This window comes from Francisella salimarina (assembly GCF_007923265.1).
GTDB classification, from domain to species: domain Bacteria; phylum Pseudomonadota; class Gammaproteobacteria; order Francisellales; family Francisellaceae; genus Francisella; species Francisella salimarina.
The window spans coordinates 418,430-430,977 of the sequence record NZ_VOJA01000003.1 but is presented as its reverse complement, the minus strand read 5'-3'; the positions used below and the strand labels follow the sequence as shown (position 1 = coordinate 430,977).

Here is a 12,548-nt window from a genome sequence, read left to right as displayed (position 1 = left end):
TTACTTACAGATTAAAACCAAAACCCTTTAGATTATCTTTTAGAATAATATTAGGCTCATTAAATGTAATATAATCACTATACAAATCTTTAGCTACCCAGTCTAAAGGATCAAGATCAGCTACTGTAATATCTTCTGCTAATGCAAAACTAGCTGTAGCTAAAATACCTGCTGGTGACTCCATCATACAACCCACCATACATGATATACCTGCAATGTCTGCTAGTTTCTTGATTTTTTGAGCTTCTAAAATACCACCTGTTTTTGCAAGTTTAATATTAATCATGTTACACGCTTGTTTATCTATAACTCGCTCTGCATCTTTGGCATCAAATACTGACTCATCTGCAACTACAGGAATATTACTAAATTTAGTAATCTCTGCCATTGCTTTTATATCGTAATATTTAACAGGTTGCTCGATTATCTCTACATTTAAACTATATTTGTTTATCTCCTCGATAAATTGCTTTGTTTGTGCTAGATTCCAACCTTGATTAGCATCAAACCTAAATTTAATGTTTTTACTAAACTCATCATCAAGAGCTTTAAGCAACTGGATATCTCTATTAAAATCAGCACCTGTTTTAACCTTAATAGCCGTAAAGTTAGCTTCGACACCATTTTGAATATTTTGTGTAGTTTCTGCAACATTTCCACAACTTATAGAAACATCAGTTACTATAGAGTTTGCCTTAGCTCCAAGTAATTTAGCAACAGATATATCTTGTTCTTTGGCTAATAAATCATGATACGCCAAATCTATAGCCATTTTAGCAGCGGAGTTAAACATCACTTTTTTAAAAGCTAGTTCTAAAGTTTGTTTGTAATCAGATAAATCTGAGCCAAGTATCACTGGAGCAAATATCTCACGAATAATATATTGCATACCCTGCAACGTATCTCCAGTAATCGCTGTGGTTGCTGGAGCTACACCATAACCTTTAACTTGATTATCTAAAGTTAACTCAACTGCTAAGGAATCAATATGGTTTGTACTTCGTACAGCTGTTATAAATGTTCTTTTAAGAGGTATTTTGATGATAGATGTTTTTATATCAATTATCTTACTCATATTGCAAATCCTGAAAGTATCTTAGCTACAATTAATCCACCTTGGGTACCAATCAAAAACCCAAGTAAAGCCATAACAACTGCGATAGATACCAAACTTCTTGTATATGCACTTGCTAATATAGGTGCCCCTGCTATTCCACCAATATTTGCTAAAGAGGCAATAGAGCATATTGCTAAATTCAGCCTAAATATCTTGGCAATTATTATCATAAGTATAGCATGAATAACAAGGACCATAAGTCCACAAACTATGTATATCGGTGCTTGAGAAAACCCTTTGAAACTTGAGCCTGATGCTATAAGTGCGACCAAAAAATATAAGAAGATACTTGCAATAATACTATCACTTCTAATTTTGGCTAATGGAGTCATAGCACCTACAAACCCAAATAGTGTTACTAGCAGTATTGTCCAAGTCTTAGCAGATATTAAATCTGTTGCTGGTAAATAACTTGATAAAATCTTTGCTATATCAGTAGCAGTAAATGCCATTGCAATTAGTACAAATATTCCAACAAAGTTAATATCGCCTTTGACATCATAAGGGTTATTGATATCTACTTTGCGTATATGTTCCTCAATACACCCGGCTTTTGTCCATTTATCAAATATATTTGCTCGAGAAATTAGCGCAAACAGAAAAGCAAACCAAATAGAATAACTAATAGAATCTGTCAATAGTATATAGCCCATCTGATTATCAGGAGTACTTAGAGCTTGCTTAACAGCGATCATATTACCAGTACCACCCATCCAACTTGCTGATAAAGCTGCGAATCCTTTCCAAGCATCTGGTGATATGTACCTACCAACAGTCAAGTACATTATGATAAAAGCTATCATGATACTTACTGTAGCTCCAAAAAATGCTATAAGTAACTTTCTACCTAGCTTTATAACTACTCTAATATCACAGCGAATAAGCATCAAAAATAACATCACAGGCAATATTAAGTCTTGAAGCTGTAATCTTGTTTGAATAATTTCTGAAGATTTTGAATCCCAAAATCCCATAGCTGAAAGTACTACTATGACAAAATAAATAATTACAATCGCTGGAAAATATTCAAATAATTTTGATTTTGATTTACTTGATAACAAAACTATAAGACTACATATAAGTAATAAAGATGATATATAAGATAATGAAGTTGAAATCATATTTTAGAATTTAAAACAGAGATAAATAAATTATACAGATTTTTGAACTTAATCTTTAAGAAAATTCTCGATATCAGATATTAGATCTTCAGGAATTGTTTTAGGCGCATATCTAATGACAGTCTCACCATCTTTTGATACTAAAAATTTTGTAAAATTCCATTTTATACGTTCTGTACCTAGTACGCCTCTTGCCTTATCCTTGAGATATTCAAATATAGGTTCAGCATCTTTACCATTTACTTTTGTCTTTTTCATTATTGGGAAAGTAACATCATAGTTAGTTTCACAAAAGTTTTTAATTTCTTCATCACTACCAGGTTCTTGCCCTCCAAACGAGTTACAAGGGAAAGCTACTATCTCTAAATCCGGATGTATTTTATGTAAATGTTGAAGTCCCCTGTATTGTTTAGTAAACCCACACTTACTTGCAACATTAACTATCAAAAGGACTTTATCTTTCGGTAAATAATATTCCGAACCATCATTTTTAGTTAGTTTAAAGTCGTAAATCGACATTCCATCACCTCTTATATACATTATTTAAAAACTACTTTGGTGTATTCTGATCCGGAGAATTCAAAATACTAAAAATCTCATCCACAAGTTTAGGATTAACATTATACTCTATTGCAAAATTTGTACGCGTAGCTTCTAAGTCCTTATCTTGGAACGGATCTGAATCTGGTAAGTTTTGCTCTTTTTGTAAATCCAACATCTTACTTCTTAACTCCTGTCGCTCAGCTATACTCTTTATAATTTGCTCATCGGCGTGCATGATTTCAGACTCATATTTGCTTGGCGTAGGTTTAGCTATAAAGCTACTTGGTGTCATTGCAAATGACATACCAAATATTGATATACTCACCAACATTAATAGATACTTTTTCATATATAATAAAACTCCTAATATAGTAAAGATACTATAATGGTTTACAAAAACTTTTAAAAGCCCATAATATGTAAAAAATTAATTAATTGCCTTATGTTTTTTAAAAGTAAAATTTCTACTGATTCTTCAGAGCCTGAAAGCTCTGATAACATAGAAGATCATGCAAATATTATCAAACCAAAATTACTTAGATTATTTAACTGGTTGATATTCTGTTCGTTTATTTTAATACTAGCCTCTTACTTAAGTGCACAAATATATATTTTCTCTTTTATATTTTGCATTCTAGTAACTTTAATAATCAAGCTATATTTGTTAAACAAACTACCACCCACTAATTTTAAAATCTACATTATTATTTTTCTGATAGTTTTTGTTTTATGTGAATATAATCATTTACAAATTGTTCATACAAAAACTATAAAAATTAGTAGTATAGATTATAGACACTTACTAACTGATCCTGGAATATTTGTTGGAGCTCTTTGCAATATTATCTTTACTACAAAAATTCATGTAGCAAATCAGTTATTCTTTAGTGAAAATTTTATACAATGGTTTGCTATATATTTTGATAAAACTCCAGAGCAAACTTTAGTCTTTCTTGATGGTGTGTTTATGTATTCTTTTGGCTATGTTATTCCTATTTTCATCAATTTTACATATGCAATGTTAATTGGAGTAACTGTGATTAGAATAAAACAATTAATATTTAAAAATTAAGACCTAAGAAAGTGGCTTCCTACACTATATTTTCTATTTACTGCTTGTTCTACAGAAAGTTTAGCTAACTTGATTACTTTACGATAAGCCTCTAATTTTAAATCGTAATTTCCTAAATCATAATTATGGACAATAGATTTTTCTAATACTTTTAGCTCTTTATAGACATTTATTAACTCATTTTGCTTTCTAACTAATCCAACACTATCCCACATTAACTGGCGTATATGAGTGATTTGTTTTGTATAATCACAGTGAGATTCAACTAATTTTAACTGTTGATTGTCCTCTAGATAAGTATCTTTTATATTTATTAAAATATGTTTACTAGCTGCAAGTGCATACACAATACACTCTAGTAGAGAATTACTCGCAAGCCTATTTGCTCCGTGAAGACCAGTACAAGAAACCTCACCAACTGCATAAAGTCCATCGATATTTGTTTGAGAATATTTATCTACACTAATCCCTCCACAACTATAATGCGCTGCCGGAGATATTGGGATTCTATCATTTGTAGGATCAATATTATTATCTAATAACTTCTGATATATATACGGGAAATTTTCTTGCCATTGACTAGAGCTCAAGTGAGTAGCATTTAGGTAAATATCTCTTCCAGCTTGCATATTTATGTATATTTGTCGTGCAACAATATCTCTAGGAGCTAAGTCTTGTCTTTCATGGACTGACTTCATTATTCGTAAGCCCTTCTCAGTTTCTAGTACTGCTCCACTACCACGAATAGCCTCTGATATTAATACAGGATCTCCATTTCGAGCAAAAAAACATGTTGGATGAAATTGTGTAAATTCTAAATTCTCAAGCTCACAACCAATATCATAAGCCATTATCATAGAGTTTCCAGTGCCAGCTGTTGCATTAGTTACATATTTGTATAGCCCTGATGCACCTCCTGAAGCTAACATTACTTTCTTTGCAATAAACTTGGTCACATTATGATTTACATCATGAGTATATAAGCCTATACATTTATTATCTTTTTTAATCAATTCAATAACATTATGTTCAGAATATATAGTGATATTCTTTAATCTATCAAGATTTTCGTACAACTTAGTAATAACAGCTCGACCAGTATAATCTTTAATATGCAAAATCCTTGCTAAGGAGTGCCCTCCCTCCAAATGTAAGCTATATTCACCATCTGACTTCCTATCAAACTCTACGCCATGCTCTTCTAACCACGATATTGCGGAGTTAGATTCTGTCACTACTTTTGTAATACTATCAAGATTTGCAATCTTACCACTAGCTATATATGTATCGTTTACATGTGATTGTATGGTATCTTCTTGAGAAACTATTGCTGCGATTCCGCCTTGAGCATACGAGCTTGCGCTATGGCTTAATTTTTGATCAAAAATTAAAGCCACATTTAATCCATGCTCAGCTAACTCAATAGTGGCTACTATACCAGCTAATCCTCCGCCAACTATAACTACATCATGCTTTCTAGTAATCATTGTTATAATTGAACCTGCATAGATAAATCTATCGCTGTAATATGTTTAGTAATTGCCCCAACAGATATAAAATCCACACCCGTTTGAGCCATCTTCACTATAGACTTACTATCTATATTACCTGATACTTCAAGCGCTACTCTACCTTTAGCAATCTCGACTGCTTTGTTTATATCCTCGATCGAGAAATTATCTAACATAATGATATTAGCACCAGCTTGAATCGCTTGATTTAACTCATCAAGGTTAGTCACTTCAACTTCTATAGTTTTTGTAGGTTGTAAACGAGCAGCTTTTGAAACAGCCTTTGTAATGCCGCCAGCTGAGCGGATGTGATTCTCTTTAATCAAATATGCGTCAAATAAGCCTATGCGATGATTAAATCCTCCACCACATTTAACAGCATATTTTTGAGCCATACGAAAACATGGAACAGTTTTACGCGTATCAAGAAGCTTTGTCTTATAATCAGCAATTAATTCAACTAAATTATTTGTTGCTGTAGCTGTAGCGGAGAGCATCTGAATAAAATTAAGCATTGCTCTCTCTGCTGTTAAAATACTCCTAGCATTACCCCTAAGCTCAAAAATCTTCTCACCAGCAGATATTTTGTCTGCATCATCATAAAACCATATTATCTGGATATTTTTATCCACTTGATTTATAACTTCATTAGCAAACTCTTGGCCACATAAAATCATATCTTCACGTGTAATGCAAAATGCTGTCGTATCTACATCTTCGGCAAGCTGCGCAGTAATATCACCATCTGCAATATCTTCGACTAAAGACTCTGATACTAATTTTTTAATAACATTCTCTGGAACACTAGTAATCTGATTAGTATTTAACATTATTTCAGACATAATACTTCCTTAGAAATTTATCATTCTGTTTAGAGGAATAAGAGCTTTTTGGCGCACTGTTTCTTCTACAAATATCTCATTATCTTGATTAATCAAACAATCTTTTAGATTCTTAAGTTGATTTAGCTTCATCCATGGACATTTTGCACATGATTGACATGTTGCACCACGACCTGCTGTAGGTGCTGGAATAAATTGTTTATGCGGTGATAACTGTTTCATCTTATAAAACACACCTGTATCAGTTGCTACGATAAACTTATCATTTTCCATCTCTTTACTTGCAGCTATTAATTGAGAAGTTGATCCTACTGCATCGGCTCTTTTTATGATCTCAGCAGGTGACTCTGGATGTACCAAAACTGCAGCATCTGGATATTCAAGCATCAGATCATCAAGCGCTTGTGCCTTAAACTCTTCATGTACTATGCAACTACCATCATATAGTAGCATATTAGCCCCTGTTTGTTTTATAATCCAATCCCCAAGAAATCTATCAGGTCCCCAAAGTAATTTTTTACCTTGCTTATGCAGATGTGAGCATATTTCTAAAGCATTTGATGATGTTACGGTCCAGTCAGCTAGTGCTTTAATCTCAGCAGATGTATTAACATATACAACAACCTCCCTATCAGGATTAGCTGCTATAAACTTTTTAAACTCATCATTACTACAGCTTAAATCTAGCGAACACTCAGCTTCTAAAGTTGGCATAAGAATTTTTTTCTCAGGACTAAGGATCTTAGCAGAATCACCCATAAATCTAACACCCGCAACCACGAGAGTATCGCATTCACTTTCAAGACCAAACTTTGCCATAGCAAGCGAATCTCCAACAAAACCACCAGTTTTTTCTGCTAACTCTTGTATTTCTGCATCAACATAATAATGTGCTACCAAGCAAGCATTATTCTGCTTCAATAGCTCTTGTATTTCATGAATATATTGTTGCTTTTCAGTATCTTTTATTTTCAAACTAGGTAACTCTTGTCTAGCTTGTGATATTTTGTCTTTTATAAGTTTTTGATTTAACATCCAAATGTCTCCTTAGTTATTAGCTTTGGATATTTTCTTCGAAATATTTACATAGTTGCTCTAATGATTGACTAAAATCATCATTTACAAGCTGATAATCGTACTCACCTGCATGAGAGATTTCAGACTCTGCTTGACTCATTCGATAGTCTATAATATCTTTAGAGTCTGTATTTCTAATTTCTAGACGCTTTCTCAACTCATCCATAGACGGAGGTAAAATAAATATACTCTTTGCCTTGTTTCCATATATAGATCTTGTTTGTTGGGCACCTTGCCAATCAATCTCAAGTATTATATTTTTACCTTGCGCAAGCAACTTATCTATTTCAGATTTAGATGTGCCATAGTAATTTTTGAAAACTTTGGCATATTCAATAAAGCCATTAGCGTCTAGCATCTTTTCAAACTCTATAATTGAAACAAAATGATACTCTTTACCATTAGTTTCACCCACTCGAGGATCTCTAGTTGTATGTGATGTTGCAACAGCAAAATTTTCTTTGCCTATTTCAGTTTCTAAAAAAGCTTTTAATAAGGAGCTTTTGCCAGCACCAGAAGGCGCAGAAACTATAAAAATATAGTTACTCATTTATAGAAAAAAATTATTGTATAGATAGTCCGATGAATTATACAACTTTAGATCAGTAAATAGAATAATACACAAGAAATTATTTATTTGAGAATATAAGAAATCAGTACCGGCAGCTTTACAAAATTTTCTATTTCCTTTATCTATTAAATTTTATAAATTCAACTATGAATATAGTTTATTTATATGATTCAAAACATTTAAAGCAATACACAAATCTGACTCATTAAAATAGCTAGAACTTTCTTTAGCCCATTTTGACTGCTTTTCATCTAAGGGCTCATATATATCATTAGCTTTTTTTGTTAGCTCTATATATTTAGATTGTTTGTGCCTTGGATTATCTACTTGCTTCACTAAACCTTCGTTAATCATTGTCTTTACTATTCTTTGTACAGCCTGACGACTTTGTCCCATATAACTAGATATATCTACTATCGTCATAGGAGCTTTAGATAGTTTAATTGCTCCTAATATTTTCCATCTAGAAGATGTAAGTCCAAACTCTTTTGTTAAATTATCACCCTGTATATTTAGTATTCCACTAGCTTTAAATGTTTCTAGTACGAGGTTAGTAAATATTATTTCTTTTTTCATAACTCCAAATCCGACAACATGTTGACATTTTAAAAAATGTAATATAGCATCAAATCTATATAATACTTTAATCTAACTTACATATCATGAAAATTATAATACATAAACTTTCTGCACTTATGGCTACTTTTTGTATCACTTTGTTCTTCTCTGCTACTGTAGTTAGTGAGGTATTAGGTAATTATGAAAATATAGCAATAGTAAAAAAACTTATATTATTTCCAGGTTTGTTTATTTTAATACCCTTTATTGTAGCAACTGGCATAAGTGGGTCTATAATGACAAAATCAAAAAAAGGTATCGTAACTAAAAAAAAGAAAAGAATGATTCTTATTACATTTAATGGAATATTTATACTTATACCTTCTGCTATAGTCCTAAACTATCTAGCATCTAGAATGTTTTTCAATCAAACTTTTTATATAATACAAATAATTGAACTATTAGCAGGACTAATAAATATAATATTAATGATCCTAAACATAAAAGATGGAATTAAGATATACAGATTAAAAAATAATAAATAAAAGTAGAAAGTTTTTTACTGAGCTATAAGATTTAACTTTTTACCCGCAACCCAAACTTTTCTGAGATGACTGATAACTTTTGGAGATAAGTTAGCTGGAAGATCTACTAATGTATGATCTTTTTGAATAGAAATGTTACAAATATGCTTACTATCAATATTTCCCTCATTAGCTATTGCACCAACAATATTTCTAGGCTGAACATCATTATCGCGACCAACTTCAAGTTTATATGTCGTCAAATCAATATTTACAGCTCTACGAGGTTTTCTATCTGATCTTTCAAAACGGTTATTTCTATCACCGCGCTCACCTCTACGCTCAAATCTATCATTTCTACGACCATCTCTAGGATTATTTCTAGAATTCCTATCTCTTTGAGATCTGTCATCTCTAGCTTGAATTTCTCTTGGGAAAAACGACTTCTTACCTTGCGCTAATAAAGTAAGTACTGCTAGAAGTTCATCTGAATCTAACTCTAATTCATCGCGAATACCCGTGATAATTTCTTTGTATTTATCCAAAGACTTGTTTTTATCTAATGCTGAAGCGACTCTAGTTTTGAAGTGATCGATTCTACTTTGTGCTAAATCTTTGGCACTTGGCATAAATACTTCTTGCATCGGAGAGCCTGTAAATCTCTCTAAAGTACGCAAAAATCTCATTTCTTTTAGTGGAACTAGAGAGATAGATGTACCTTCACGACCTGCTCTACCTGTACGACCAATTCTATGTACATATGTATCTGTATCATTTGGCATATCATAATTAATTACATGACTAATACGCTCAAGGTCTATACCTCTGGCAACCACATCTGTAGCTACTAAGATATCAGATTTAGCACTTCTGAATTGATCAACTATATACTCACGCTGAGATTGTTGCATATCCCCATTAATAGCAGCCACTTTATAACCAAGAGCTTTTAGATTATCAGCTACCTCTATGGTACTTGTTTTAGTTTTGACAAATATAATAACTCCGTCAGTTTCTTCAACTTCAAGCAATCTATCTAAAGCATCTATCTTTCTAAAGCCTTTAATAACCATAAACTTCTGCGTCACAGTATTTGCTGTTTTTGTTTTTGCTTTTACTTGAATCTTGCAAGGATTTCTAAGATATTCTTGGATAATATCTGCTATATCAGTAGGAATAGTCGCTGAGAAAAGCAATCTCTGACACTCATCTGATACATGACTTAGAACGTATCGAACATCATCAATAAAGCCCATTCTGAGCATTTCATCTGCTTCATCTAATACTAATGCTCTTAAATTATCTAGTTGTAATGTACCTTTTTCGATATGATCCATCACACGACCAGTAGTACCAACTACAACTTTTACTCCTTGCTTAAGTGCTCTTATCTGAGAACCATATTCTTGACCACCGTAGATACATGTAACATCTAGGTTTGGTATATTTTTAGCAAAAGCCTCAAACTGTTCTGCTACTTGTATTGCTAGTTCTCTTGTTGGAGCAAGTACTAATACTTGAGGAGCTCTATCTCGAGATTCCATATCCATATTGTTTATTAAAGGTAATGCAAAAGCTGCTGTTTTACCTGTACCCGTTTGTGCTTGACCAAGCACATCTCTACCCGATAAGATATATGGAATAGCATACTGTTGAATAGGTGTTGGGTTTTCGTATCCTAATTTTATAACAGTGTCTATAATATCTTGATTCAGCCCAAGCTGACTAAAATCTTTTTTAGTTTCAGAATTCATTTTTGTCCGTAAATTTTTATATGAGAAATTTATTTAATAATTTGAAAATTTTGAGAAATTTAAAATTATCCGCGAGATGTAACTTCTAATAAATGATAACCAAATTGAGTTTGAACAGGACCGTGAACTTTGTGAAGTTCATCGTTGAATACAACTTTATCGAACTCAGGAACCATTTGACCTTGAGAGAAAGTACCTAAATCACCACCTCTAGCTCCTGATGGACATAAAGAATGTTTTTTAGCTGCTTCTTCAAAAGTTATTTTACCTTCAGATATATCTTTTTTAATTTGTTGACACTCAGACTCTGATTGTACTAGTAAATGTCTAGCTGAAGCTTTCATAATTATAGTTCCTTATTTTTTGATTTAACTATTAGTAATTACAAAGCTTAGGATACATTATTTGGTAGAAATATACAACTTTATTAAGAAGCGACTAATGACCTAAGTCACGAAGTTTTTTACCTGAAATAAGATTATTTTCAATTTTTTCCAAACTAGTGCCCTTAGTTTCCGGTACAAACATTTTTAAGAAAAATATAGCTGCTAAACAAAATGCTGCATAAACTAGGAATATGATAACATCACCAAATGCTACTTTTGTCATAATAACATTTGAATTTGCAATCACAAATCCTGCAAATGTCCAGTTAACAACTGTTGTAACTGTCATACCTATCTCTCTAGTTTTAATAGGGAAAATCTCAGAACAAAGGGTCCATGCAACCGGTCCCCATGAGCAAGCAAAACCAAAAATATATACCAAACAAGATATAAGCAATACATATTTGATAAAATCAGCTGGATCTTGAGTATGCTTGATGAAGTAAAAACATATAGCAGACACTATCAATGAAGACATCATCACAATAGCACCGACTGTTAACAACCTCTTTCTTCCCCATTTTTCGACCCATCTTATAGCTGGGAATGTAGATAAGAAGTTAACCAAATACACGGCAAGAGCTGCTACTAATACATTAAGTCCAACATCAGATAAAAAATGAGGTGCATAATAAATCATCATATTAATACCAACCAATTGTTGGAACATTTGAATAATTACACCAACGATTAATATTTTCCAGAAATATTTTTTGGTTAAACTCTCTACAACTGAACCATGATCTGTATTAAGAACTTTTTTGGTTTCAGCAATTTCTTTATCAATTTCATGAGCAGCCCTTAATCTTGAAAGAACCTTATGAGCTTCACTGTCTCTACCTTTTGATAATAACCATCTTGGACTTTTAGGTAAGAAAAAACACCCAACAAACATTAAAAATGCGAAGAGCGTAATAACACTAAACATCATAGTTAATGAAATTTCTTGATGCCCCAACCACATCACAATAATAATATTGGTCAGAGAAATCAAAAATATACCAAAAGTTATCATTAGCTGAAATAGTGTTGAAATTGCTCCTCTAATCTTAGTCGGTGCTGTTTCAGCAAGGTATAATGGAGTAGCAAATGATGCCAAACCAACTCCAAAACCGAGTAAAAATCTACATGAAGTTAATATATTAATAGGTGGCAAAAAAGATGAAATTAAAGCACCTACTAGGAAAGCAAATCCAGCAATCATTAATGTATTTTTTCTACCAAAGAATCTAGTAAAAAAGCCACTACAAATAGTACCTAAAATACCTCCTGTTGCTAATATAGCATTGAAGCTACCAGCAGCATTTGGGTCTAAACCATAAAGCTTATTGAGAGTGTCACCAGCATTACCAATAAACCCCTGATCTAAACCGAATAGCAACCCGCCTAATGCCGCTATTGCCGCTATCAGATAAACTATTTTTCTATATTCTTGATGAGCATCCATACTTTAACCTCACTAGTTACTCAAT

General features: G+C 32.4%; 14 protein-coding genes. 2 read left to right on the top strand and 12 right to left on the bottom strand.

Annotated elements, in window-relative coordinates; all coding sequences use genetic code 11:
• Positions 1 to 4 precede the first annotated feature (4 nt).
• Genes FQ699_RS04435 through FQ699_RS04420 form a run of 4 tightly spaced genes read right to left on the bottom strand, consistent with a single transcriptional unit; the run spans position 5 to position 3,130 of the window.
• On the bottom strand, positions 5 to 1,075 hold the full coding sequence (locus tag FQ699_RS04435) for a dipeptide epimerase (RefSeq protein WP_146421290.1): 1,071 nt from the start codon (positions 1,073 to 1,075) through the stop codon (positions 5 to 7).
• Positions 1,072 to 2,238: a DUF819 family protein gene (locus FQ699_RS04430; RefSeq protein WP_146421289.1), complete on the bottom strand. Its 1,167-nt coding sequence runs from the start codon at positions 2,236 to 2,238 to the stop codon at positions 1,072 to 1,074. The genes FQ699_RS04435 and FQ699_RS04430 overlap by 4 nt, the downstream gene beginning before the upstream one ends.
• 48 nt (positions 2,239 to 2,286) lie before the next feature.
• Positions 2,287 to 2,757 carry a glutathione peroxidase gene (locus FQ699_RS04425; RefSeq protein WP_146421480.1) on the bottom strand — a complete coding sequence of 157 codons (471 nt, stop codon included), beginning with the start codon at positions 2,755 to 2,757 and terminating at the stop codon, positions 2,287 to 2,289.
• A gap of 31 nt (positions 2,758 to 2,788) precedes the next feature.
• Positions 2,789 to 3,130: a chorismate mutase gene (locus FQ699_RS04420; RefSeq protein WP_146421288.1), complete on the bottom strand. Its 342-nt coding sequence runs from the start codon at positions 3,128 to 3,130 to the stop codon at positions 2,789 to 2,791.
• Positions 3,131 to 3,223: 93 nt separating this feature from the next.
• On the opposite strand from FQ699_RS04420, the gene FQ699_RS04415 reads away from it, so the two are divergent.
• Positions 3,224 to 3,853, top strand: coding sequence for a hypothetical protein (locus tag FQ699_RS04415; RefSeq protein WP_146421287.1), 630 nt, complete (start codon positions 3,224 to 3,226; stop codon positions 3,851 to 3,853).
• On the opposite strand, the gene nadB is transcribed toward FQ699_RS04415, so the two are convergent.
• From nadB to FQ699_RS04390, 5 genes are all read right to left on the bottom strand, one after another.
• Entirely contained in the window at positions 3,850 to 5,340 is a 1,491-nt protein-coding gene (nadB, locus tag FQ699_RS04410; RefSeq protein WP_146421286.1) for an L-aspartate oxidase, read from the bottom strand. The genes FQ699_RS04415 and nadB overlap by 4 nt on opposite strands.
• 2 nt (positions 5,341 to 5,342) lie before the next feature.
• Positions 5,343 to 6,206, bottom strand: a complete 864-nt coding sequence (nadC, locus tag FQ699_RS04405; protein ID WP_146421285.1) for a carboxylating nicotinate-nucleotide diphosphorylase — start codon at positions 6,204 to 6,206, stop codon at positions 5,343 to 5,345.
• A 9-nt stretch (positions 6,207 to 6,215) separates the two neighbouring features.
• The gene (gene nadA / locus FQ699_RS04400; RefSeq protein WP_146421284.1) at positions 6,216 to 7,241 is read right to left on the bottom strand and encodes a quinolinate synthase NadA; all 1,026 of its coding nucleotides are present in this window, start codon (positions 7,239 to 7,241) and stop codon (positions 6,216 to 6,218) included.
• 19 nt (positions 7,242 to 7,260) lie between these two features.
• Positions 7,261 to 7,833 carry a guanylate kinase gene (gmk, locus tag FQ699_RS04395; RefSeq protein ID WP_146421283.1) on the bottom strand — a complete coding sequence of 191 codons (573 nt, stop codon included), beginning with the start codon at positions 7,831 to 7,833 and terminating at the stop codon, positions 7,261 to 7,263.
• A 165-nt stretch (positions 7,834 to 7,998) separates the two neighbouring features.
• Positions 7,999 to 8,430 (bottom strand): MarR family winged helix-turn-helix transcriptional regulator, encoded by a 432-nt coding sequence (locus FQ699_RS04390; protein WP_146421282.1) that lies wholly within the window; start codon positions 8,428 to 8,430, stop codon positions 7,999 to 8,001.
• A gap of 86 nt (positions 8,431 to 8,516) precedes the next feature.
• Between FQ699_RS04390 and FQ699_RS04385 the strand changes: the two genes are divergently transcribed.
• Positions 8,517 to 8,957, top strand: a complete 441-nt coding sequence (locus FQ699_RS04385) for a hypothetical protein (protein WP_146421281.1) — start codon at positions 8,517 to 8,519, stop codon at positions 8,955 to 8,957.
• A gap of 14 nt (positions 8,958 to 8,971) precedes the next feature.
• Here the strand turns inward: FQ699_RS04385 and FQ699_RS04380 are convergent, their stop codons facing one another.
• The 3 genes from FQ699_RS04380 to FQ699_RS04370 form a co-directional block, all read right to left on the bottom strand.
• Complete coding sequence (locus FQ699_RS04380; protein ID WP_146421280.1) at positions 8,972 to 10,690, bottom strand: DEAD/DEAH box helicase; 1,719 nt, start codon at positions 10,688 to 10,690, stop codon at positions 8,972 to 8,974.
• A gap of 65 nt (positions 10,691 to 10,755) precedes the next feature.
• Positions 10,756 to 11,034: a peptidylprolyl isomerase gene (locus FQ699_RS04375; protein ID WP_013923244.1), complete on the bottom strand. Its 279-nt coding sequence runs from the start codon at positions 11,032 to 11,034 to the stop codon at positions 10,756 to 10,758.
• 94 nt (positions 11,035 to 11,128) lie between these two features.
• Positions 11,129 to 12,523: a sugar porter family MFS transporter gene (locus FQ699_RS04370; protein WP_146421279.1), complete on the bottom strand. Its 1,395-nt coding sequence runs from the start codon at positions 12,521 to 12,523 to the stop codon at positions 11,129 to 11,131.
• Positions 12,524 to 12,548 lie beyond the last annotated feature (25 nt).